Annotated in this window: 16 protein-coding genes; 12 read left to right on the top strand and 4 right to left on the bottom strand. The window is 47.9% G+C overall.

Going from position 1 to position 24,439, the window contains the following annotated elements; genetic code table 11:
• Positions 1-27: 27 nt before the first annotated feature.
• From rplL to tuf, 7 genes are all read left to right on the top strand, one after another.
• A complete protein-coding gene (gene rplL / locus CWI81_RS07515; RefSeq protein ID WP_126784696.1) occupies positions 28-405 on the top strand; it encodes a 50S ribosomal protein L7/L12 in 378 nt (125 codons plus the stop codon).
• Between the two features lie 213 nt (positions 406-618).
• Positions 619-4,647 (top strand): DNA-directed RNA polymerase subunit beta, encoded by a 4,029-nt coding sequence (rpoB, locus tag CWI81_RS07510; protein ID WP_126784695.1) that lies wholly within the window; start codon positions 619-621, stop codon positions 4,645-4,647.
• Positions 4,648-4,719: 72 nt separating this feature from the next.
• On the top strand, positions 4,720-8,952 hold the full coding sequence (gene rpoC, locus CWI81_RS07505; protein ID WP_126784694.1) for a DNA-directed RNA polymerase subunit beta': 4,233 nt from the start codon (positions 4,720-4,722) through the stop codon (positions 8,950-8,952).
• Between the two features lie 204 nt (positions 8,953-9,156).
• A complete protein-coding gene (rpsL, locus tag CWI81_RS07500; RefSeq protein ID WP_006956845.1) occupies positions 9,157-9,531 on the top strand; it encodes a 30S ribosomal protein S12 in 375 nt (124 codons plus the stop codon).
• A 76-nt stretch (positions 9,532-9,607) separates the two neighbouring features.
• Entirely contained in the window at positions 9,608-10,078 is a 471-nt protein-coding gene (rpsG, locus tag CWI81_RS07495) for a 30S ribosomal protein S7 (RefSeq protein WP_126784693.1), read from the top strand.
• A gap of 30 nt (positions 10,079-10,108) precedes the next feature.
• On the top strand, positions 10,109-12,235 hold the full coding sequence (gene fusA / locus CWI81_RS07490; protein ID WP_126784692.1) for an elongation factor G: 2,127 nt from the start codon (positions 10,109-10,111) through the stop codon (positions 12,233-12,235).
• 59 nt (positions 12,236-12,294) lie between these two features.
• The gene (gene tuf, locus CWI81_RS07485; protein ID WP_126784691.1) at positions 12,295-13,479 is read left to right on the top strand and encodes an elongation factor Tu; all 1,185 of its coding nucleotides are present in this window, start codon (positions 12,295-12,297) and stop codon (positions 13,477-13,479) included.
• On the opposite strand, the gene CWI81_RS07480 is transcribed toward tuf, so the two are convergent.
• Entirely contained in the window at positions 13,469-13,816 is a 348-nt protein-coding gene (locus CWI81_RS07480; RefSeq protein ID WP_126784690.1) for a hypothetical protein, read from the bottom strand. The genes tuf and CWI81_RS07480 overlap by 11 nt on opposite strands.
• Positions 13,817-13,926: 110 nt before the next feature.
• Here CWI81_RS07480 and CWI81_RS07475 point away from each other — a divergent pair, with 110 nt between their 5' ends.
• A complete protein-coding gene (locus CWI81_RS07475) occupies positions 13,927-14,706 on the top strand; it encodes a substrate-binding periplasmic protein (protein ID WP_241970384.1) in 780 nt (259 codons plus the stop codon).
• Here CWI81_RS07475 and glsA read toward each other — a convergent pair.
• The 3 genes from glsA to uvrA are packed head-to-tail and all read right to left on the bottom strand — an operon-like array spanning position 14,703 to position 18,894.
• Entirely contained in the window at positions 14,703-15,659 is a 957-nt protein-coding gene (glsA, locus tag CWI81_RS07470) for a glutaminase A (RefSeq protein WP_126784688.1), read from the bottom strand. The genes CWI81_RS07475 and glsA overlap by 4 nt on opposite strands.
• Positions 15,649-16,056 carry an acyl-CoA thioesterase gene (locus CWI81_RS07465; protein WP_126784687.1) on the bottom strand — a complete coding sequence of 136 codons (408 nt, stop codon included), beginning with the start codon at positions 16,054-16,056 and terminating at the stop codon, positions 15,649-15,651. Before CWI81_RS07465 ends, glsA begins: the two co-directional genes overlap by 11 nt.
• A gap of 15 nt (positions 16,057-16,071) precedes the next feature.
• On the bottom strand, positions 16,072-18,894 hold the full coding sequence (gene uvrA / locus CWI81_RS07460) for an excinuclease ABC subunit UvrA (protein WP_126784686.1): 2,823 nt from the start codon (positions 18,892-18,894) through the stop codon (positions 16,072-16,074).
• 59 nt (positions 18,895-18,953) lie between these two features.
• Between uvrA and CWI81_RS07455 the strand changes: the two genes are divergently transcribed.
• Genes CWI81_RS07455 through CWI81_RS07440 form a run of 4 tightly spaced genes read left to right on the top strand, consistent with a single transcriptional unit; the run spans position 18,954 to position 24,438 of the window.
• Positions 18,954-20,360, top strand: a complete 1,407-nt coding sequence (locus CWI81_RS07455) for an MFS transporter (RefSeq protein WP_126784685.1) — start codon at positions 18,954-18,956, stop codon at positions 20,358-20,360.
• A gap of 53 nt (positions 20,361-20,413) precedes the next feature.
• Positions 20,414-20,983 carry a single-stranded DNA-binding protein gene (gene ssb / locus CWI81_RS07450; protein ID WP_126784684.1) on the top strand — a complete coding sequence of 190 codons (570 nt, stop codon included), beginning with the start codon at positions 20,414-20,416 and terminating at the stop codon, positions 20,981-20,983.
• 33 nt (positions 20,984-21,016) lie between these two features.
• Positions 21,017-21,973, top strand: coding sequence for a type 2 periplasmic-binding domain-containing protein (locus CWI81_RS07445; RefSeq protein WP_126784683.1), 957 nt, complete (start codon positions 21,017-21,019; stop codon positions 21,971-21,973).
• Positions 21,973-24,438: an EAL domain-containing protein gene (locus CWI81_RS07440; protein WP_126784682.1), complete on the top strand. Its 2,466-nt coding sequence runs from the start codon at positions 21,973-21,975 to the stop codon at positions 24,436-24,438. The genes CWI81_RS07445 and CWI81_RS07440 overlap by 1 nt, the downstream gene beginning before the upstream one ends.
• Position 24,439: the final 1 nt, after the last annotated feature.

Here is a 24,439-nt window from a genome sequence, read left to right as displayed (position 1 = left end):
TAATTATCAACCCAGGAGTTTAGAGTAATGGCTCTGACTAAAGACGACATTTTAAACGCGATCGCTGAAATGCCAGTAATGGAACTGGTTGAATTGATCGAAGCAGCTGAAGAAAAATTCGGCGTAGACGCATCTGCAGCAGTAGCAGTAGCAGCTGGCCCAGCAGCCGGTGGCGAAGCAGCAGCTGAAGAGCAAACTGAATTTGACGTAGTGCTGAAAGGCGCAGGCAGCAACAAAGTTGCATCAATCAAAGCAGTTCGCGCTGCAACTGGCCTTGGCTTGAAAGAAGCTAAAGCTATGGTTGAGTCTGCTCCAGTAGCAGTCAAAGAAGGCGTAAGCAAAGACGAAGCTGAAGAGCTGAAAAAGCAGCTTGAAGAAGCTGGTGCGGAAGTTGAAGTTAAGTAATTTAACTCTTGCACGACATATGGCCTAACGGCCTTAGGCTGGTGGTTAATTGACCACCAGCCTTTTCGCGCTTTAATGCTTGTATCATTTTTGCCCGTCGTTCGGATGCAAGTGAGCGGTATTAAACAACGGGATCAACAGATTTTATTATCTGTATTTAACCAGCGAACCACTCGTTGGTTAGGGTCATCAATCAGCTAGCTGAGGAACCCCATGGCGTACTCCTACTCAGAAAAAAAACGTATTCGTAAGGACTTTGGAAAACGGCCACATGTGCTTGAAGTGCCTTACTTGCTGTCAATGCAGCTTGATTCATTTAAGAAATTTATTGAAGTTGATCCAGAAGCTAATAATGGCTTGGAAGCAGCTTTTCGTTCGGTTTTTCCGATTGCCAGCTACTCAGGTAATGCGGAACTGCAGTACGTCAGTTACCACATGGGTGAACCTGCATTTGACGTAGAAGAATGTCAAATTCGCGGAATCACATATTCTGCACCACTTCGTGTGAAACTGCGTCTGGTTCTGTTTGATAAAGAAGCAGCGGCTGGAACAGTAAAAGATATCAAAGAACAAGAAGTGTACATGGGTGAAATCCCATTGATGACAGAGAACGGAACCTTTGTAATAAACGGTACCGAACGTGTCATCGTGTCACAATTACACCGCTCGCCAGGTGTGTTCTTTGATCATGACAAAGGGAAGTCACACTCCTCAGGTAAGGTTCTTTATAACGCTCGCGTTATTCCTTATCGTGGCTCCTGGCTGGATTTTGAATTTGATCCCAAAGATAATGTCTTTGTGCGTATTGACCGTCGCCGCAAATTGCCTGCGTCGATCATTTTGCGTGCCCTAGAATACAGCACCGAAGAAATCCTTGAGATGTTCTTCGACACCACGTATTTCGAAATTCTCAAGACCAAAGTTAAAATGCAATTGGTGCCTGAGCGTTTGCGTGGTGAAACCGCAAAATTCGATATCAAATCGCCAGACGGCGAGATGATTGTCGAAAAAGGCCGTCGTATTACCGCACGCCATATCCGTCAGCTGGAAAAGCTCGAGCTTAAAGAGCTAGAAGTACCTGCGGAATATATGGTTGGTAAAGTATTAGCGAAAGACTATGCCGATAAGAAAACCGGCGAGATCGTCGCTAACGCAAACGAAGAATTGAACCTAGAGCTTATTGCTAAGCTGAGCGAAGCCGGAATCAAGAAAATTGAAACCTTATTCGTCAACGACCTCGACCATGGACCTTACATGAGCGAGACGTTACGGGTTGATGGTACTTCGAACCGCTTAGAAGCGTTAGTAGAAATATATCGCATGATGCGCCCAGGTGAGCCGCCGACTCGTGAAGCGGCTGAAGCGTTATTTGATAACCTATTCTTCAGCGAAGATCGCTATGACTTGTCAACGGTAGGCCGCATGAAGTTTAATCGTCGTTTGGGTCGTGACGACCTGACCGGCGTTAACACACTGACTAACGACGACATCGTCGAAGTCATGAAAAAGCTGATTGAAATCCGTAACGGTCTTGACGAAGTCGATGATATCGACCACTTGGGTAACCGTCGTATTCGTTCGGTTGGCGAAATGGCAGAAAACCAATTCCGTGTTGGGCTGGTTCGTGTTGAGCGCGCTGTTAAAGAGCGTCTGTCGCTGGGTGACCTGGACAGCACGATGCCGCAAGACCTGATTAACGCTAAGCCAATCAGTGCTGCCGTTAAAGAATTCTTTGGTTCAAGCCAGCTGTCACAGTTTATGGACCAAAACAACCCGTTGTCAGAAGTAACGCATAAGCGTCGTATTTCTGCATTGGGTCCAGGCGGTTTGACACGAGAGCGTGCAGGCTTTGAGGTACGCGACGTACATCCGACGCACTACGGTCGCCTATGTCCGATCGAAACACCGGAAGGTCCAAACATCGGTTTGATTAACTCATTATCGACCTTTGCTCGGACCAACGAATACGGTTTCCTGGAAACGCCTTATCGTCGCATCGAAAATAGTCAGGTGACTGACGACGTTGTTTATTTGTCAGCGATCGAAGAAGGCAACTACGTTATCGCGCAGGCGAACGTGGCGTTGAACGATAATGGTGAGCTCGTCGAAGACTTGGTGCCATGTCGTCATAAAAACGAATTTACTCTGGTCAGTAAAGAGCAGGTTCAGTTCATGGACGTAGCACCGCAGCAGATCGTATCCATTGCGGCGAGTATGATTCCGTTCCTTGAACACGATGATGCTAACCGTGCCTTAATGGGCTCGAACATGCAGCGTCAGGCAGTCCCAACGTTACGCGCTGATAAGCCGTTGGTGGGTACTGGTATTGAGCGGACTATCGCGGTTGACTCTGGTGTAACCGTTGTCGCAAAACGTGGTGGTGTTGTTGATTACGTCGACGCAGCTCGTATCGTTGTTAAAGTTAACGAAGAAGAAATGGTACCTGGCGAAGCCGGTATCGACATCTATAACCTGACCAAATACACGCGTTCTAACCAGAACACTTGTATTAACCAAAAGCCAACGGTTAACCCAGGCGAGCCGGTTACTTCAGGTGATGTATTAGCAGACGGTCCGTCCACAGACTTGGGCGAGCTGGCCTTGGGTCAGAACATGCGCGTCGCGTTCATGCCGTGGAACGGTTATAACTTCGAGGATTCTATTTTGATCTCGGAGCGTGTCGCTCAAGAAGACCGCATGACCACGATTCACATTCAAGAGCTTAACTGTGTCGCTCGTGATACTAAGTTAGGCGCAGAAGAAATTACTTCTGATATTCCTAACGTTGGCGAGTCAGCACTCGGCAAACTCGACGAAGCTGGCGTTGTCTACGTTGGTGCCGAAGTTAACGGCGGCGATATTCTGGTCGGTAAGGTAACGCCAAAAGGCGAAACCCAATTGACCCCGGAAGAGAAGCTGTTGCGAGCAATCTTTGGTGAAAAAGCATCGGACGTGAAAGACAGCTCATTGCGTGTACCGAACGGCGTTAACGGAACAGTTATCGACGTGCAGGTGTTCACTCGCGATGGCGTTGAGAAAGACAAGCGTGCGGTAGCGATCGAAGAAATGCAGTTAGCCAAGGTCAAAAAAGACTTAACTGAAGAATTTAAGATTCTGGAAGAAGGCATCTATAACCGCGCGCGTAACCTATTGTTAGCCAACGGCTTCGATGAAGCTAAGTTAGCCAGTATGGATCGCAGCAATTGGTTGAGCCAGGGCTTGAGCGACGAGAGTGCGCAAGAGCAATTGGAACAAATTGCCGAGCAGTATCAGCAGATTCGCGATGACTTCGATCATAAGTTCGAAACCAAGCGTCGTAAGATCACGCAGGGCGACGACTTGGCGCCAGGTGTCCTTAAAATTGTTAAGGTTTACCTTGCGGTTAAACGTCGTATTCAACCGGGTGACAAACTTGCTGGACGGCACGGTAACAAAGGTGTTATTTCGACCATTATACCAGTCGAAGACATGCCCCATGACGACGAAGGTAATCCTGTCGACATCGTACTGAACCCGCTAGGTGTTCCGTCACGAATGAACATCGGTCAGATCCTGGAGACGCATTTGGGAATGGCTGCACGTGGTATCGGTATCAAAATTGATAAAATGCTGAAACAGCAACGGGCAATGTCAGATTTGCGTGACTTCCTGCAGCAGGTCTACGATCTGGGTGAAGGACGTCAAGAAGTCGATATTACCGAGTTTAGTGACGACGAAGTCCTGCGTCTAGCCAATAACCTACGCGGTGGATTACCGACCGCAACACCAGTATTTGATGGTGCGGTTGAGGAAGAAATCAAGGCGTTGTTGGCGTTGGCAGATATTCCAGAGTCAGGTCAGATCACTCTGCATGACGGCCGTACTGGCGAACGCTTCGAGCGCGACGTGACAGTTGGCTACATGTACATGCTGAAACTTAACCACTTGGTTGATGACAAGATGCACGCCCGTTCTACTGGTTCGTACAGCTTGGTTACTCAACAGCCATTGGGTGGTAAAGCTCAGTTTGGTGGTCAGCGCTTTGGTGAGATGGAAGTCTGGGCACTAGAGGCATATGGCGCGGCTTACACGCTGCAAGAGATGCTGACAGTTAAGTCTGATGATGTGAACGGTCGTACTAAGATGTACAAGAACATCGTCGACAACAACCTGCAGATGGACGCAGGTATGCCAGAATCCTTCAATGTACTATTGAAAGAGATTCGCTCACTAGGCATCAATATCGAGCTGGAACAGAGCTAAAACGCTGTTGCGGAATGAATTCGGGGAGTGCTCGCACTCCCCTGAGGTTTGAACTCCGACAGGAGATAAATCGTGAAAGACTTGCTTAAGTTTTTAAAACCGGCTAATCAAACAGAAGAATTTGATGGTATTCGAATTCAGCTGTCATCACCGGATATGATCCGTAGTTGGTCATATGGTGAAGTGAAAAAGCCGGAGACTATTAACTACCGTACCTTTAAACCAGAACGCGACGGTTTATTCTGCGCGCGCATTTTTGGTCCGGTAAAGGATTACGAGTGCTTGTGTGGAAAATACAAGCGCTTGAAGCATCGTGGCGTAATCTGTGAAAAGTGTGGCGTAGAAGTAACACTGACTAAAGTACGCCGTGAGCGTATGGGTCACATTGAGTTAGCCAGCCCAGTTGCGCACATCTGGTTCTTAAAGTCATTGCCATCTCGTATTGGTTTAATGATGGACATGACCTTACGCGATATTGAACGTGTATTGTACTTTGAATCTTATGTGGTTACCGAAGGTGGTTTAACCTCATTAGAACAAGGTCAAATTCTGACCGAAGAAGAGTATCTGGATGCGTTAGAAGAGCATGGTGATGAATTTGACGCGAAAATGGGTGCTGAAGCAGTTCTTGACCTATTGCGCGCCATTGACATTGATGGCGAGATCCAGCGCTTACGTGAAGAATTACCTGAAACTAATTCAGAGACTAAACGTAAAAAGATTAGCAAGCGTCTGAAGTTGCTTGAATCATTCCAGATGTCTGGCAACAAGCCAGAGTGGATGATCTTAAAAGTGCTGCCTGTGTTACCACCTGACTTACGTCCGCTGGTACCGCTTGACGGTGGCCGTTTTGCCACGTCTGACCTGAACGATCTATACCGTCGTGTTATTAACCGTAATAACCGTCTTAAGCGTCTACTTGATCTAGCTGCACCTGACATTATCGTGCGTAACGAGAAGCGGATGCTACAAGAAGCGGTTGATGCGCTGTTAGATAACGGTCGTCGTGGCCGTGCCATCACTGGCTCTAATAAGCGTCCATTAAAATCGCTTGCGGATATGATCAAAGGTAAGCAAGGTCGTTTCCGTCAGAACTTGCTGGGTAAACGAGTCGACTATTCTGGCCGTTCGGTTATCACTGTTGGTCCTAAACTACGTTTGCACCAGTGTGGCCTGCCTAAAAAGATGGCGCTGGAACTGTTCAAACCGTTTATTTACGGCAAGCTTGAACGTCGTGGTTTAGCAACGACCATTAAAGCCGCTAAGAAGATGGTGGAGCGGGAAACCGCCGAAGTTTGGGATGTACTGGATGAAGTCATCAAAGAGCATCCGGTACTGTTGAACCGTGCACCAACGCTGCACCGTTTGGGTATCCAGGCATTTGAACCGGTATTGATCGAAGGTAAAGCGATTCAGCTTCACCCGTTGGTTTGTGCGGCCTACAACGCCGACTTTGACGGCGACCAAATGGCCGTTCACTTACCATTGACGTTAGAAGCACAGCTGGAAGCGCGTGCCCTGATGATGTCGACCAATAACGTGTTGTCACCAGCTAGTGGCGACCCAATTATTGTTCCTTCGCAAGACGTTGTCTTGGGTCTGTATTACATGACCAAAGAAAAGATAAACGCGAAAGGCGAAGGAATGGCGTTTAAGAGCCCGCAGGAAGCTGAAAAGGCCTATCGTAACCGTGATGTTGAATTGCACTCACGGGTAAAAGTGCGGATTACTGACACCGTAATTGATGAAGATGGCAATCGCGAAACACGTACTCTGTTGAGAGATACAACAGTAGGTCGCGCCTTATTGTCATTGATCATGCCAGAAGGTTTGCCATTCGATTTAATCGATCAGGCAATGGGCAAGAAACCGATTGGCCGCATGTTAAACCAGGCATATCGTGATTTAGGTCTTAAAGACACCGTGGTGTTTGCTGACCAGGTTATGTATACCGGTTTCCATTATGCGATGATCTCCGGCGCGTCTGTCGGTATCAACGACATGGTAATTCCAGACGCCAAGAAAGAGATTGTTGAAGCTGCCGAAGAAGAAGTTGCTGAAATTCAGGAGCAGTTCGAGTCGGGTCTGGTAACCGCCGGCGAGAAATACAACAAAGTTATCGACATTTGGTCAACGGCTAACGAGAAAGTCTCGAAAGCTATGATGGAAAATCTGTCAAAAGAGACCGTCATCAACAAAGAAGGTAAAGAGGAAGAACAAGCATCGTTCAACTCAATCTTTATGATGGCTGATTCCGGTGCTCGTGGTAGCCCCGCACAGATTCGTCAGTTGGCCGGTATGCGTGGTTTGATGGCTAAGCCAGACGGCTCAATCATCGAAACCCCGATCGTAGCTAACTTCCGTGAAGGTTTGAACGTACTTCAGTACTTCATCTCAACGCACGGCGCACGTAAAGGTTTGGCCGATACCGCATTGAAGACAGCGAACTCAGGTTATCTGACCCGCCGTCTGGTCGACGTTTCACAAGACGTCGTCATCATGGAAGAAGATTGTGGTACCGAAGAAGGCTTGATCATGAAACCGCTGATTGAAGGTGGCGACGTGGTTGAACCATTACGCGAACGAGTCTTGGGCCGTGTTCTTTGTAATGACGTTTTGACGCCGGGCAGCAACGACGTATTGCTTCCGCGTAACACGTTATTGGATGAGAAAAACTGTGACGTACTAGAAGCGAACTCAATTGATGAAGTTGTGGTTCGTTCAGTAATCACTTGTGATACTGACTTTGGTGTCTGTGCTCATTGTTATGGTCGTGACTTGGCTCGTGGCCATATGGTGAACCAAGGTGAGGCAGTTGGTGTTATCGCTGCTCAGTCGATTGGTGAACCGGGTACACAGTTAACGATGCGTACCTTCCACATCGGTGGTGCAGCATCGCGTGCTACCGCTGAAAACAGCGTTCAGGTTAAAAACTCGGGTACGATTAAGCTGCACAATGCCAAGTGGGTTGTAAACAGCGATAAAGAACACGTAATTACCTCGCGCTCAACTGAATTGACACTGATTGATGAGTACGGCCGCGAGCGTGAGCGCTATAAGGTGCCTTACGGTGCAGTACTTAAGAAAGGTGAAGGTGATTCGGTCGAAGGCGGAGAAACAGTCGCTAACTGGGACCCGCATACACACCCAATCATTACCGAGGTAGAAGGTCGTATCAAGTTTGTTGATCTAATTGATGGCGTCACTATGACACGTCAAACCGACGAGCTGACCGGTCTGTCGAGTATCGTTGTACTGGAAACGGGTCAACGTACCAGCGCCGGTAAAGATATGCGCCCAATGGTGAAGCTGGTCGATGATAAAGGTAACGACGTTAATATCGTTGGAACCGATATTCCGGCACAATACTTCTTGCCAGGCAACGCGATCATCAATCTGGAAGATAACGCTGAAGTTAGAGTGGGTGACACGCTGGCACGTATTCCGCAGGAAGGCTCGAAAACTCGAGATATTACCGGTGGTCTACCACGCGTTGCCGACTTGTTTGAAGCACGTCGTCCGAAAGAGCCGGCTATCCTGGCTGAAAAGACCGGTACTGTATCTTTCGGTAAAGAGACCAAAGGCAAGCGTCGTCTGATTATTACTCCAACTGATGGTGTTGATCAGCACGAAGAAATGATTCCTAAATGGCGCCAATTGAACGTGTTCGAAGGTGAGCATGTTGAAAAAGGCGAAGTTATTGCGGATGGTCCGGAAGCGCCGCATGATATTTTGCGTCTGCGCGGAGTCAGTGCCGTAGCAAACTATATCGTTAACGAAGTGCAGGAAGTTTATCGCTTACAAGGTGTTAAGATAAACGATAAACATATTGAAACCATCGTTCGCCAAATGCTCAGAAAAGCATTGATATTGCGCGCTGGTGAAACCAACCTGCTTGAAGGCGAAATGGTTGAAATGGCGGAAGTGTTGGCAGCAAACGCGAAAGCGGAAGCTGACGGCAAAATGCCAGCAACCTTTGAACGTCAATTGTTAGGTATAACCAAAGCCTCGCTATCGACCGAGTCGTTTATTTCTGCAGCGTCGTTCCAGGAGACAACACGTGTTCTGACCGAAGCAGCGGTAGGCGGCAAAAAAGATAGCCTACGCGGCTTGAAAGAAAACGTTATCGTCGGTCGCTTGATTCCTGCTGGTACCGGTTACTCTTACCACAAGGAGCGCATGGCGCGCCGTTTGGAAGAGGTTCAGGTTAAGGATGAAGCACCTAAGATGACGGCTGAAGAAGCTGAACAACAACTGGCGGATGCGTTAAACGCAGGAAACCAGTCGGATGATAGTGCTGAATAAACGAGCATTTCAGTAGTCAGCGTATAGAAGCCGGTACTGTTGTCAGTACCGGCTTCTTTTATATGGCCTTGACAGGTGAAAATATGACCATTAAAATTCCCGCTCCCGATTTTCGGGATCTGGCCTTTAATGGCTAGGATTTAGCGATTTTTCACGCACATCGTGCGCGCTAGAAAGCGACATCAACTAAACTAGGAGTAATGAATGGCAACAGTTAACCAGCTGGTGCGTAAAGGCCGCCAGAAGCCGGTTGTTAAGAGCAACGTTCCGGCTTTGGAAGCGTGCCCTCAAAAACGCGGAGTATGCACCCGTGTTTACACCACAACCCCTAAGAAACCGAACTCTGCTATGCGTAAAGTATGCCGTGTTCGTTTAACCAACGGCTACGAAGTTTCTTCGTACATCGGCGGTGAGGGACATAACTTACAAGAACACTCAGTGGTATTGATCCGTGGCGGTCGTGTAAAAGACTTGCCAGGTGTTCGTTACCATACCGTTCGTGGAGCACTTGACTGTTCAGGTGTTAACGATCGTAAACAAGGCCGTTCAAAATACGGCGCGAAGCGGCCTAAGTCTTAACGGTTCTCCGTTAGTAAGGCCAAACTGTAATTCATAAGTTTTGGGTAATACCCTGAATTAATCGGAGAATATTGAGATGCCAAGAAGACGCGTCATAGGTCAACGTAAAATCTTACCAGATCCTAAGTTCGGATCGGAGTTGTTGGCCAAATTTATTAATGTCGTCATGGTTGACGGCAAGAAAGCAGTCGCTGAAAAAATTATTTACGGTGCACTGGACATTATGGCTGAGAAAACAGGTAAAGAACACTTGGACGTTTTTGACGTAGCACTAGAAAACGTGCGTCCAACGGTCGAGGTTAAATCTCGCCGTGTTGGTGGTTCTACCTATCAGGTGCCAGTAGAAGTTCGTCCAGTTCGTCGTAACGCACTGGCTATGCGCTGGTTAGTTGATGCAGCGCGCACCCGTGGTGAAAAATCAATGTCGCAGCGTCTGGCAGCTGAAATGCTAGATGCATCAGAAAATAAAGGGTCAGCTGTGAAGAAACGTGAAGACGTTCACCGCATGGCTGAAGCAAACAAAGCGTTTGCTCACTATCGCTGGTAAATTCGCAGTTAACCTAGTAAGGAGTTTATTGTGGCTCGTAAGACTTCCATAGAGCGCTATCGTAATATCGGTATCTGTGCTCACGTAGACGCCGGTAAGACAACCACCACTGAGCGTGTGTTGTTCTACACTGGTTTGTCTCACAAGCTTGGTGAAGTGCACGATGGTGCAGCAACCATGGACTGGATGGAGCAAGAACAAGAACGTGGGATCACCATCACCTCAGCAGCAACGACCTGTTTCTGGCAAGGTATGGATAAGCAATTCCCCGAGCACCGTGTCAACATCATTGACACTCCAGGGCACGTTGACTTCACCATCGAAGTAGAACGTTCACTGCGTGTACTTGACGGTGCTGTTGTGGTTCTTTGTGCTTCTTCTGGTGTTCAGCCTCAAACAGAAACTGTTTGGCGTCAGGCGAACAAATACGAAGTACCGCGTATGGTATTCGTTAACAAGATGGACCGTGCAGGTGCGGACTTCTTGTCAGTCGTAAACCAGATGAAAACGCGTTTGGCAGCACAAGCTGTACCAATGCAGTTACCAGTAGGCGCAGAAGACAACTTCCGCGGCGTTGTGGACTTGGTGAAAATGAAGTTCATTAACTGGAATGAAGAAGACATGGGTACTTCATTTACTTATGAAGATATCCCTGCGGAAATGGTCGATGAAGCTGAAGAATATCACGCTGAGTTAGTAGAAGCCGCGGCTGAAGCAAACGAAGAGTTGATGAACAAATACCTTGAAGAAGGTGAGTTAACAGAAGCTGAAATCAAAGAAGGTTTACGTGCGCGTACACTGGCAAATGATATCTGTCTGGTAACTTGTGGTTCAGCGTTCAAAAACAAAGGTGTTCAGGCAGTACTTGACGCCGTTATCGAATACTTGCCGTCACCAACCGAAGTTAAGCCGATTACCGGTATTTTGGACGACGAGTCTGAAGGTGTACGTAAGTCATCTGACGAAGAGCCGTTCTCAGCGCTGGCGTTTAAAATCGCAACCGACCCGTTCGTTGGAACATTGACGTTCGTTCGCGTTTATTCAGGTGTCTTGAATCAGGGTGACGGTGTCGTTAACCCAGTCAAGAACAAGAAAGAGCGTGTTGGTCGTATGGTGCAAATGCACTCAAATAGTCGTGAAGAGATCAAAGAAGTTCGTGCAGGCGATATCGCAGCACTGATTGGTCTAAAAGACGTGACGACTGGTGACACTCTGTGTGACCCAACTAACAAGATTATTCTTGAGCGTATGGAATTCCCAGAGCCGGTAATCTCGGTCGCGGTCGAGCCAAAAACTAAAGCTGACCAAGAAAAAATGGGTATTGCTTTAGGTAAGCTGGCTGCAGAAGATCCGTCATTCCGCGTTAAAACGGATGAGGAATCTGGCCAAACCATCATTTCTGGTATGGGTGAGTTGCACCTGGACATCATCGTTGACCGTATGAAGCGTGAATTCAAAGTTGAATGTAACGTCGGTCAGCCTCAGGTTGCCTATCGTGAAGCGATTCGCAAAGCCGTTGAAGTCGAAGGTAAATTCGTACGTCAATCTGGTGGTCGTGGTCAGTTCGGTCACGTTTGGTTGAAGCTTGAGCCAATGACGATCGAAGAAGACGAAAACGGTGACGACGTCACTTACTCTTTCGTTAACGAAATCGTCGGTGGTGTGGTACCAAAAGAATACATCCCAGCTGTTGATCGCGGTGTTAAAGAACAGATGGAACAGGGTGTACTTGCGGGCTACCCGGTACTGGGTGTTAAAGCTACCTTGTATGACGGTTCATACCACGATGTTGACTCATCAGAAATGGCATTTAAAATCGCCGGTAGCATGGCCTTCAAAAAAGGTGCTTTGCAAGCCGACCCGGTTTTGCTTGAACCAATGATGAAAGTCGAAGTTATTACTCCGGAAGAATCCATGGGTGATGTTGTTGGTGACTTGAACCGCCGTCGTGGTCTGATCGAAGGTATGGAAGAAGCACCAGGTGGCTTGAAAGCGGTTAACGCTCAAGTTCCATTATCCGAAATGTTCGGTTATGCGACCGACCTGCGTTCACAAACTCAGGGTCGTGCATCGTACTCAATGGAATTCTTGAAGTATGGCGAAGCGCCTAATAACATCGCAGAAAAAGTGATGGCTGAGCGTAACGCGAAAGGTTAAGTAAGGTCTGGTCCGGTTCTTTTGGGACCGGGCTTTCAACTTAAGTTTGAGGAACTATCATGTCTAAAGAAAAATTTGAACGTTCGAAGCCGCACGTAAACGTCGGCACCATTGGTCACGTTGACCACGGTAAAACTACCCTAACTGCTGCTATTACAACTGTTTTGGCAAAAGTATACGGTGGTGCGGCGAAAGACTTCGCAGCCATCGATAACGCGCCAGAAGAGAAAGAGCGTGGTATCACTATTTCAACGTCACACGTTGAATATGACACGCCAACGCGTCACTACGCGCACGTAGACTGCCCAGGTCACGCTGACTATGTTAAAAACATGATCACCGGTGCGGCGCAGATGGACGGTGCTATTCTGGTAGTAGCAGCGACTGACGGCCCAATGCCACAGACGCGTGAGCACATCTTGTTGTCACGTCAGGTCGGCGTACCTTACATCGTTGTATTCATGAACAAATGTGACATGGTTGACGATGAAGAGTTGCTAGAGCTGGTAGAAATGGAAGTTCGTGAACTGTTATCAGAATACGAATTCCCAGGCGACGACTTGCCAGTCATCCAGGGTTCAGCTTTGAAAGCGCTGGAAGGCGACGAAGACTGGGCGAAGAAGATTGTTGAATTAGCGGACGCACTGGATTCGTACATTCCAGAGCCAGAGCGTGACATCGATAAGCCGTTCATCATGCCAATCGAAGACGTATTCTCGATTTCAGGTCGTGGTACGGTAGTCACAGGCCGTGTAGAGCGTGGTATCGTTCGCACAGGTGACGAGTGTGAAATTGTTGGTATGAAAGACACCACCAAGACCACAGTTACCGGTGTAGAGATGTTCCGTAAGCTGCTAGACGAAGGTCGAGCGGGCGAGAACATCGGCGCCTTGTTGCGTGGTACTAAGCGTGATGACGTAGAGCGTGGTCAGGTACTGGCGAAGCCAGGAACAATCACTCCGCATACTAAGTTTGAAGCTGAAGTATACGTACTGAGCAAAGACGAAGGTGGCCGTCACACGCCATTCTTTAAAGGCTACCGTCCACAGTTCTACTTCCGTACAACGGACGTAACAGGTGCTGTAGAGTTGCCAGAAGGCGTAGAAATGGTCATGCCAGGCGACAACCTTAAGTTTGTTGTAGAGCTGATTGCTCCAATCGCAATGGACGAAGGTCTGCGCTTTGCAATCCGTGAAGGCGGCCGTACTGTTGGTGCGGGCGTTGTATCGAAAATCATGGACTAATAAACGCTTCGACGTTTATAAAACCCGGCTTCGGCCGGGTTTTTTTATGCCTGTAGGCTCGCGATTTTTTGCTCCTTCGGAGCGGCTTTTTATCGCTGCGCGATGGCTGTTTGTAGCCTGCCTTCGGCGGCTCCGGCTTTTTGCGCTGCGCGCGGTAATTCAAAGACAAAGCCCAAACAACAACTGTATTTATTTGGTTTTCCCCGCGCCGCAGGCGCAAACAGCCGTGCGCAAGCAAAGCAAGCGCACAAACAGCCATCGCGGCAGCGATATACAGCCGGCCCGGCCGGGCCAAACAGCCGTTGCGTAGCAACAAAGCCCCGTTGCGAAGCAACACACAGCCGGCCCGGCATGGAGCAAACCGCTGCGAACGAAGTGAGTCTTAAGGCTTGCACCGCAAGCCGTCTCCGGTATGATGGGGACAACTTAATAGTGTATGCTAACTCTGTGAAACGATTAATTGTTCTATTACTGATCAGCACCTTCTTTTTTGCCAACACTGCTTCTGCACGAAAGTCAGTGTATGTGGCAGCTTACGACTTTCCTCCATTTTTTTCGGATCGGCTGGAAACTGATGTTACGCGCGAGCTGATAAAGCTACTTAATAATTACCAGACCACCTACGAATTTATTTTGCAGGCGATCCCGCCGAACGGGCGCTATGAAGCTTTATCTGAAAGTGGCTGCTGCGATGTTATGTTTTTTGAGTCTACGTTTTGGGGCTGGCAAAATCGCGATGTAAAAGTAAGTAGCACTGTTCCGTTATTACAGGGCCGCGAGCGGTTAGTGGCCTTGCAAGATGGAAAAAAAGACCAGGGTTACTTTGATAATTTAGAAGGAAAGGTACTAGGTGGAGTAAAGGGCTATCACTACTTGATGGCGGGAGAACAGATGAACTCCGCTGAAGTGGCCGAGCGCTATCGAGTTTATTTGTCGGACTCCAGAATAACCAACCTGCGAATGTTGGTCGGCGGGCGCATTGATGCAGCAGTAGTTAACGATGAACTATTGGCGGCGCTAAAAAATTCATCAGTGGATTATTTGGATAAATTGTTGATATCCGACCGTATAGAGCAACAATATAAAGTCGCTATCGTCGTTGGGGAAAACGAGAAAATAAGCGTTGAAACAATGCAGCAACTAATGCGGGAAGTTGCCCGACAAGGCTTGCTTGATCGGTTATTTGCTCGCTTTAACTTGCAACGGTTCCAGTTATATCGTCGTTAATAAACACTAAGCCCCAATTTATTCGCGAGTTCCCTAACCATAAACATGCCTCTTGCACTGTTGCCGTATTCATTCAATTTAGGGCTCCAGGCGGCGATGACGCCAAAGTCCGGAACAATTGCGACGATACCACCACCGACACCACTTTTTGCGGGTACACCAACCGTAAAAGCAAACTCGCCACTTTGGTCATACATTCCGCTGGTTGAAAGCAAGGCATTAATTCGCTGCGAATCACGCTTAGACATGATTTCCTTTTTGGAAAAGGGGCAAACCCCGTCATTGGCTAAGAAGGTCAGTGAACGAGCAAGATTTTCACAGGTCATGGTTAGCGCGCACTGCCAAAAATAATGATCCAGCAACTCGTCTACATCGGATTCAATATTACCAAAGCTCTTCATTAGGTGGGCGAGCGCCGAATTCCTGTGACCGTGTTCTTTTTCAGATTGGTGGACCTCATCGTTGGCGTATATCCGGTCATTACCACAGAGGCTACGAACTAGGCTCAGCACCGCATTTTTACTTGCGGAGTAATGACTAACCAGCACATCACTAACTAATATTGCACCGGCGTTAATCATCGGATTTCGTGGAATACCTTTTTCCCACTCAAGCTGCACGATAGAGTTAAAAGCCTGACCGGAAGGCTCCATTTTAACGCGCTGCCAAAGGTCGTCGCCTAAACGCTCCATCGCCAGCATCAGCCCAAAAATTTTGGACACTGACTGAATAGAAAATTGTTGCTTAGTATCGCCGACATTAAAAACTTCGCCGTCCAAGGTCGCCAAAGTTAAGGCACAGTAGTCAGGGTTCACCGCAGCCAGTGCCGGAATATAGTCGGCGACTTTACCTTGTTTAATGGTCAATGCTTCATCGTAGATGTCTTGTAACAACCGGTTAAGGTCGTCAGGAGCATGAATATATTGGCCACCACTAACTAGATCACGCGTCAAGGGGATACTCCGGATGCGTTAATGTCGCTAATCGTGTTCTTAAACCGTCGGTTAACGGTATTGATTTTTGCTGCCCAAAGTCAAAATAAACCAGTATTGTTTTACCTTTGGCGCAGAGTTCGTCTTTTTGCCAGATTTCGGTGGTAATATCAAACGATGAACCGCCTAATCTACTGACATAGGTTTTTACGGTGACATTGCTACCGAAAAATATCGGTCGTGAGTAGTCAACTTCCAGCCGGGCCACAATTAAACTTTGTGTATCTGGAGACATTTCGCCAAAAAACTCAAAGATTGGCAAACGGCCGGTTTCGATCCACATGGGAACAACCGTATTGTTAACATGACCTAACGCATCGGTCTCGTAAAAACGAACTTTAAACTCTTCTTCTAACATTAGTTTCTTACCAAATTATCGGTTGAGCATGGGCTTTAAAAAGCGTGCTGTGTGGGATTTCTCAACCTCACAAATAGTTTCCGGAGTACCCTGGGCGATAATTTCCCCACCGCCGGAACCTCCTTCAGGACCCAGGTCTATAATCCAGTCGGCTGTTTTTATTACGTCTAAATTGTGCTCAATGACGACAACTGTATTGCCATGATCTCGCAAGCGATGGATAACCGACAGCAGCTGCTTGATATCATGAAAGTGCAAACCAGTCGTTGGTTCGTCTAGAATATACAACGTCTGACCTGTATCTCGTTTTGATAATTCACGCGATAACTTCACTCGCTGTGCTTCGCCGCCGGATAATGTCGTTGCCGACTGGCCAAGACGGACGTAAGAAAGGCCAACGTCCATCAATGTCTGCAGCTTGCGGGCAATTGCAGGTATTGGGTCAAAGAACTCCCGCGCTTCCTCAATCGTCATATCCAGTACTTGGTTAATATTTTTACCCTTATACTGAATATCGAGTGTCTCTCTATTATAGCGTTTTCCCTTACAAATATCGCAAGGCACATAGACGTCGGGCAGGAAGTGCATTTCGACTTTGATCACGCCATCGCCCTGACAGGCTTCGCAGCGGCCGCCGCGAACATTAAAACTAAAGCGACCCGGTTTGTAACCTCGGGCTCGCGCCTCTGGAACGCCTGCGAACAGTTCGCGAATAGGGGTAAAGATACCGGTATATGTCGCCGGGTTAGAGCGAGGGGTCCTGCCAATCGGGCTTTGGTCGATATCCACCACTTTGTCGAGATGTTGCATCCCATCAACACTGTCGAATGGCGCCGGCTCACCGGTTGTCGCACCATTAAGCTCATGGTGGGCGATGTGGAATAGCGTATCATTAACCAATGTTGATTTACCTGACCCTGAAACACCGGTGACACAGGTCAAAATGCCTAAAGGTAAGTGAAAATCGACATTTTTTAAGTTATTGCCACTGGCCCCTTTGATCACCAGTTCATGCTTGCCTGGAGCATGACGTTCTTCCGGTATATCTATTTGTTTTCTACCAGATAGATAGTCGCCGGTAAGTGAGTCTTCACTAGCTACAATGTCATTGACATCGCCCTGAGCGATAATTTCACCACCGTGGACCCCGGCGCCAGGACCGATATCAATGACATGGTCTGCCTGCCGAATGGCGTCTTCATCGTGCTCAACGACAAGCACGGTATTACCTAAATCACGCAAGTGGGTCAGCGTGTTTAACAGGCGTTCGTTATCGCGTTGATGCAAGCCAATACTTGGTTCATCAAGCACATACATAACGCCAACCAGTCCCGCGCCAATTTGGCTGGCCAGCCGAATTCGTTGGGCCTCGCCCCCTGACAAAGTTTCTGCGCTGCGCGAGAGACTCAAATAATTGAGTCCGACGTTTACCAGAAAGTGCAGCCGGTCATTAATTTCCTTTAAAATCTTTTCCGCAATTTGCGCTCTTTGGCCTTCCAACTCGAGGCTATTAAAAAACTCCAGCGCATTACCAATAGATTGCTCAACGATTTGTGGGAGTGTCGTATTATTAATGAATACATGGCGTGCTTCGGTACGTAAACGCGCCCCATGACAGCTTTCGCAGGGCTGGACGGCGATATATTTTGAGAGATCTTCGCGAACCGCTTGTGATTCAGTCTCGCGGTACCGCCGTTGCATATTCGGGATAATCCCTTCAAACGGGTGTTCTCGAACCACCTTGTCGCCGCGGTCGTTCATGTAAGTAAACTTAATCTGTTCCTGACCGCTACCGAATAATATTTTGTGACGAATGTCCTCATCGAGCTCTTTAAACGGTGATGCCAGTTTAAATCCATAGTGTTTGGCCAGGGACTGCAGCATTTGGTAATAATAGAAGTTGCGTTTATCCCAACCCCGGATAGCGCCGCCGGTTAACGATAGCTCATCGTTAGTAACAACCTTGGCGGGATCAAAAAACTGTTCAACCCCTAAGCCATCACAGCGCGTACAGGCACCAGCCGGGTTATTAAAGGAGAATAACCGGGGCTCCAGTTCTTGCATGCTAAAGCCACAATGAGGGCAGGCGAAGTTGGCCGAGAACACCAGACTTTCATCGTCACCCTCCATTGGTACGACTAAGGCGGTGCCGCCACTCATTTCGAGCGCAGTCTCAAACGATTCTGCCAGACGCTGCTCCAGGCCGTCGCGCACTTTAAAACGGTCAACCACGACTTCAATGGTATGCTTTTTCTGAAGTTCCAGTGTCGGTGGATCGCTAAGATCACAGATTTCGCCGTCAATGCGGGCACGAATAAAACCTTGAAGTGCAAGGTTCTCAAGTACTTTAAGGTGCTCACCTTTACGATTCTGAATAATCGGCGCAAGCAGCATCCGCTTTGCCCCTTCCGGCGCCTGCAATACCTTATCCACCATTTGCGAGACAGTTTGCGCCGCTAGCGGTACGTCATGGGTCGGGCATCTCGGTTCACCGACCCGCGCAAACATGAGCCGTAAATAGTCATAAATCTCGGTGATTGTGCCTACCGTTGAACGGGGGTTGTGCGAGGTAGACTTCTGTTCGATAGAGATCGCAGGCGACAAACCCTCGATAGAGTCAACGTCGGGCTTTTCCATTAATGATAAAAACTGCCTTGCGTAAGCCGATAAGGATTCAACGTAGCGTCGCTGGCCTTCCGCATACAGTGTATCGAAGGCCAAAGATGACTTACCGGATCCCGACAAGCCGGTGATCACCACCAGCTTGTTGCGAGGAATTGATAAATTAAAGTTCTTTAGATTGTGAGTTCTTGCTCCGCGTACTTCTATGGTATCCATTCATCTATTCCTGTTGGCTAGCTGACAACATTATCGCACACCCAACCGCATCTGGTACAATGCTGACTTGTTTGAATTTACAAGCTGTGCAAATGAATCAACAGACACTCAACAAAACCGAAAAAAGAGCTTCTGTCGCGCTGGCGTCCGTGTTTGGAATACGCATGCTGGGGCTGTTTTTGATCATGCCGGTGTTGGCTATTTATGCTCGCGAGTACCCTGACTACAGCGCGCTGTTAATGGGCATCACCTTAGGGGCGTATGGACTGACACAAGCGTTATTGCAAATTCCTCTCGGCATGTTATCCGATCGTGTCGGCCGCCGGCCGATAATCATTGGCGGACTATGCGTGTTTATCATCGGCAGTGTTGTCGCTGCAATGGCCGATAGCTTGTGGATGGTTGCGGTGGGTCGGGCAATTCAAGGATTAGGTGCCATTGCCGCTGCGATTCTAGCAATGGCAGCGGATGTTTCGCGGGAGCAACAACGCACTAAAGTAATGGCTATTATAGGCATGTGTATTGGTCTTGCGTTTGCGCTAGCGATGGTTGCCGGGCCGCTATTAGGTAGTTGGCTTGGTTTATCAGGTTTATTTTGGTTTACAGCAGCTAGCGGCGTTGTCGGAATTATCGTGCTGGTGGTGAGTGTGCCGCGAGTCACCACGCGTAGCGCCCGAAGAGAAGCATTACCGGTGGCTTCTGAGTTAAAAGGCTTGTTAAAAAACGGTCAGTTATGGCAGTTGAATCTGGGTGTATTTGTCTTGCATGCGGTGTTAACCGCCTGGTTTATTACGTTACCGACGCAACTGCAAAATGCCGGTTTTGATACGGCTACCCATGCTTGGTTTTACTTACCAACTCTGCTGCTCTCCATAGCTGTTATGGTGCCGATGATCATTCGCAGTTCACGCACCGACAATCAAGTTTTTTGGTTTCGGATTGCGCTAGTTATGCTTATTGTCGCAATAGCACTGGCGGACTTTGTAGCCGTTGGTATGGCGGGTCTGGCATTGGCGTTGGTGGTATTTTTTTCCGGCTTTAATTATCTCGAAGCCTCGCTACCATCCTTATTAACTCGAATTGCACCTGCGGGTAGTAAAGGAAGTGCCAGTGGCTTATACGCCACCTGCCAGTTTCTGGGGGCCTTTATTGGCGGTGCTGGAGGAGGTTGGTTCTTACAACAGTTTCAGCTGGCAGGACTCGGTATCGCCTCATTAGTACTGCTATGCTTTTGGTTATTATTCACCGTTGCTATGAAAAACCCAAAGCCGGTGACTAATGTGGCGATATCTCTGCAACACATAGAAGCATTAAGTGTCATAAAAGAACTTAACGAACAGCTGCTATCGGTCGCTGGCGTTGAGGAAGTACGTTATGCTGAAGACGATAAAATTAGTTATTTAAAAGTCGATAAAAAGCGTTATGATGAAGAGACCGTGCAAGGTCTCTTGCAACAGTATAAATAACAGAATATTTAAAAAATTCAATAAGTTAAAGATAGACGAAACAGGAGAACAGCATGGCCAGTCGCGGTGTGAATAAAGTCATTCTAATTGGTAACCTTGGCGCCGATCCGGAAATCAGATATACCCAAAACAGTACAGCGATCGCTAACTTGTCGATTGCAACCAGCGAAACCTGGAAAGATAAGCAAACCGGCGAACCTCGTGAGCAGACAGAATGGCACCGCTGCGTAGCTTACCGCCGGCTCGCTGAAATTGTGGGCGAATATCTGAAAAAAGGCTCGAAAGTGTACATTGAAGGTCGCCTGCAAACACGTAAATGGCAAACTCAGGAAGGCCAGGACCGCTACACCACAGAGATTGTTGTGAATGAAATGCAAATGCTGGACTCTCGCGGTGGCGGCATGGGCGACAACATGAACCAGAATATGAACCAAGGCCAGCCAGCGCCGGCTCAGGCGGGTGGTTATCAGCAAGGTTATCAGCAGAATGCGCCGCAACAGCAAAATACGGGTAATCAGGGGAATGCACCGCAATCGCGCCCACAGCAACAGCCGCAGCAGCCATCGCAACCGCAACCATTTTCTCCGGATGCTACGGACTTTGATGATGACATTCCCTTCTAGCAAGCAAAGATTATCTAGTGTGAAGGCGTAACCATGCGTATCACCTCCGGTTATCAAATTATCCAGAAGCTAAAACGATGGGTAACGTTTACCGGAGGTTTGTTGCTGATTGCTGCATGTTCGCAACCGCACGAGCCCGTGAATTTGGCAGGTAATAGTTGGTTGGGCTACCAGCCATTATTTGTCTACCAAGAACTCAATCCAGACTCATCAATTACCTCAAAGCTAAAACTTCATTTGCTACCTGCTACCTCTAACGTAGTCAGATTAATGGCTGAGGGACAGCTGGACGGCGGCTTATTAACGTTAGACGAAGCATTAAGCTATCAACAGGACGTTAACGATCCTTTGTGTGTAGCCAAAGTTCTTGATATTTCATTAGGCGCCGACGCTTTGTTAATGCAGCCCAACTGGCGAGCGCAGCCCGAACCTTTAAAAATAGCTCACGAAATTAAGACCGTAGGCAGCTATATCCTCGATCGCGCGTTAGCGGCGGGAGTGTTTGAGGGGCGTGAAATCATTTCGGTGGCGGCAACACCCAACATGCAGGTTGAGTTGTTTAACAGCAAGCAAGTCGATGGAGTAATTAGCTTTTATCCAACCCTTGGTGAGTTAAAAAAGCTTGGTGCTGAGATTATTTTTGATAGTCGTCAAATCAGTGGTGAAATTATTGATGTGTTGGTGATAAAACGCAGTATATGGCTACAGCATCAACAACATATCGAATCGTATATTCGACAGGCGTGGGATCAGACGGTTAGCAAAATTAAAACGCGGGACCACAAGGTGATGGAGCTTATCGCTGCTAATACTCAAATGCCACTAGAGAGCGTGTCATCGGCACTGGCCAATTTGAAACTGATTGGCGCAACCAGACCGCAGGAATTTGATCTGGAGCGCGCAACCACATCATTGCAAAAATATTTGTTAGATAACGAATTGCTCAGAGAGCCCGTTAAGCTTGATTACTGTATGGTTGAGTCACGCTAATGAGGAAAACGCGCGCCTATCAACAAGTCAAGTTTTGGCAAAGCCTGAGCACCAAGGCGACCGTACTAGTAGCGACAGTCAGTATTTGCGTTTTTATCGGATTGGTCGGTTTAACCCTGAACCATCAAATGCTCGAAAACAGAAGTCTGGCTGAACGAGAATTACGTACCACCGGCTTTTTAACTCAGGCAACTCTTAATCGCATTATCCGCTACGGCTATCCGGAGTTGATTAAAGAGGTGATCGCTGAGCTGGAAGTGCACCGGAGGGTAGACAGAGCACTAATTTACGATCCCTATGGGCGGGTCGTTTATTCGACCATGACGACCGATCAAGGCCGCCGACTGCAACGCGTTGTTGATGATTTGCCGAAGCCTTTTTTAAAGTCGGCAGGTAAGTACTCCGAGCTGGTTTTTCAGCCAGAGCAAGATCGTTTTCTTAGCAAGGTGCCGTTAACTGGTGCCGTGGATGACAATCAAACAGTTCAGGACTGGTCGTTGCTGATTGTTTATCGGCATCAGGAAAGTCTTTTTGCGATAGCTAACCAGCGGTTGGGGACCTTGCTGATAGAACTGATATTGGTGTTAGTGCTGGCTTCGATGCTTAAACTTTACCTACACCGAAAATTGACTCTCCCCTTGCAGCGTTTGCAGCAGGGCGTCGAAAAATTAAAAGACGCGTCGACTGAAATTAAAATTCCACTCAAAGACAATGATGAGCTGGGCCTTATGGCCCGCGCCATAGAGACAATCGCTCGTGATCGCTCTGCCTATTTTAAAGACTTGCAAAAACTCAATACCGCAATAGAGCAAACCAATGAGTGCGTACTGATTACTTCCATTGATGGTGAGATCGAGTACGTTAATAAAGCCTTTATTGAAGTGACTGGATATAGTCGGGCGGAGTTAATTGGTCAGAATCCCCGAGTTCTTCAATCGGGCGCCACCATGCAGACAACCTACGACCAACTATGGAATCGCTTAAAGTCAGGGGAAACCTGGCGCGGCGAGTTGCTCAATAAACGTAAAGACGGCAGTAATTATGTGGTTTGGGCTACCATTACGCCGGTTATTAATGAAGACGGAAAAATTACTCATTTTATCGGTGTAGAAGAGGATATAACCGAGCGTAAAGCAGACGAAGAAAAGCTTCATTTTCTGGCGTACTATGAGCCGCTGACAGCGTTACCTAACCGCTTTCATTTATCCGAGCTGATGCAACAGGTATTGGCTGGTAGACAAGTTGAGCACTACGGAGCCTTACTATTAATAGATATGGACCGTTTACAGCATATTAACGATGCCCGTGGCTACGAGTTTGGTAGTGATTTAATAAAGGCATTTGCTGAACGGTTAAAGCTGGAATTAAAAGGCAGAGAGCATACATTGGCGCACCTCGGTGCTGATGCCTTTGCGGTGCTGCTACCTGAAAACTGTACTCAGCGTAATCACGCGAAACACAAAGCTGAAGCCATAGCTAACTTATTGCTAAGTACTACAGAGAACCCGTTTCTAGTGATGAATGAAGAGGTCAAAATCTCCATTAGTATTGGGTGCGCTATTTACCCAGATGCAAAACTAACGGGTGACGATGAAACAACGGCTGAAAAACTGATTCGTTCAGCTGAAACCGCCATGCACAAAGCAAAACAGCAGGGGGGAAATAGCTTTCGTTTTTATCACAGCCAATTTAGTCAAGAGGTCCGACAGCAATTTGAGATGGAGAAGCAACTGCGGCAAGCTCTCAGCAACGAAGAACTTAGATTACAGCTGCAGTCGCAGTGCTTACATTCCGGCAAAATCATTAGTGCCGAAGCATTAATTCGTTGGCAACACCCGGAGCAGGGGATGATTTCTCCGGCGCAATTTATCCCAATCGCCGAACAGTCTGATTTGATTGTTGCCATCGACCGCTGGGTGCTAACTCAAGTCTGTGAGTTATTGGCAGAATTGCAGCAGCAACGCCGGCGGCTTACTATTTCGGTTAATATCAGCCCGCGCCATTTCCGCAAGTCAGATTTTGAGGACTGGATTGACGCGCTGGTCAAAGAAACAGGCATTGAACACCGGTCATTAGTGCTTGAAGTAACTGAAGGGGTGTTAATTGATGATGTGTCGAATGTCGTCGCAAAAATGGACCGTTTAACAAACCAGGGAGTACAGTTCGCGATTGATGATTTTGGCACCGGGTACTCGTCGCTTGCTTATCTCAGTCGACTGCCGGTTCATGAACTCAAGATAGATAAAAGCTTTATTGATGCGATGTTTGACCCAAGAGTTAAAAATGGCGTTATCCAGACAATTATCTCTGTGGCTAATCATATGAACATGCGGATTGTGGCGGAAGGCGTAGAGACACAGCAACAGGCGGACTTCCTCTACAATGCTGACAACGCAATTATTATGCAGGGCTACCACTATGCCCGCCCGGTTGATATTGCGACCTGGCGGGCATCCATCGAGTAAA

It is taken from the genome of Idiomarina seosinensis, from assembly GCF_003987275.1.
GTDB classification, from domain to species: Bacteria; Pseudomonadota; Gammaproteobacteria; order Enterobacterales; family Alteromonadaceae; genus Idiomarina; species Idiomarina seosinensis.
Note: the sequence above shows the minus strand (reverse complement) of the source record. Positions and strands in the feature narration are given on the sequence as shown.

What these genes read in the sequence shown, in the direction of transcription:
- rplL (WP_126784696.1), top strand. Translation starts at nt 28, where the DNA reads ATGGCTCTGACTAAAGACGACATTTTAAACGCGATCGCTGAAATGCCA.
- rpoB (WP_126784695.1), top strand. Translation starts at nt 619, where the DNA reads ATGGCGTACTCCTACTCAGAAAAAAAACGTATTCGTAAGGACTTTGGA.
- rpsL (WP_006956845.1), top strand. Translation starts at nt 9,157, where the DNA reads ATGGCAACAGTTAACCAGCTGGTGCGTAAAGGCCGCCAGAAGCCGGTT.
- rpsG (WP_126784693.1), top strand. Translation starts at nt 9,608, where the DNA reads ATGCCAAGAAGACGCGTCATAGGTCAACGTAAAATCTTACCAGATCCT.
- tuf (WP_126784691.1), top strand. Translation starts at nt 12,295, where the DNA reads ATGTCTAAAGAAAAATTTGAACGTTCGAAGCCGCACGTAAACGTCGGC.
- CWI81_RS07465 (WP_126784687.1), bottom strand. Translation starts at nt 16,056, where the DNA reads ATGTTAGAAGAAGAGTTTAAAGTTCGTTTTTACGAGACCGATGCGTTA.
- uvrA (WP_126784686.1), bottom strand. Translation starts at nt 18,894, where the DNA reads ATGGATACCATAGAAGTACGCGGAGCAAGAACTCACAATCTAAAGAAC.
- CWI81_RS07455 (WP_126784685.1), top strand. Translation starts at nt 18,954, where the DNA reads ATGCTGACTTGTTTGAATTTACAAGCTGTGCAAATGAATCAACAGACA.
- ssb (WP_126784684.1), top strand. Translation starts at nt 20,414, where the DNA reads ATGGCCAGTCGCGGTGTGAATAAAGTCATTCTAATTGGTAACCTTGGC.
- CWI81_RS07445 (WP_126784683.1), top strand. Translation starts at nt 21,017, where the DNA reads ATGCGTATCACCTCCGGTTATCAAATTATCCAGAAGCTAAAACGATGG.
- CWI81_RS07440 (WP_126784682.1), top strand. Translation starts at nt 21,973, where the DNA reads ATGAGGAAAACGCGCGCCTATCAACAAGTCAAGTTTTGGCAAAGCCTG.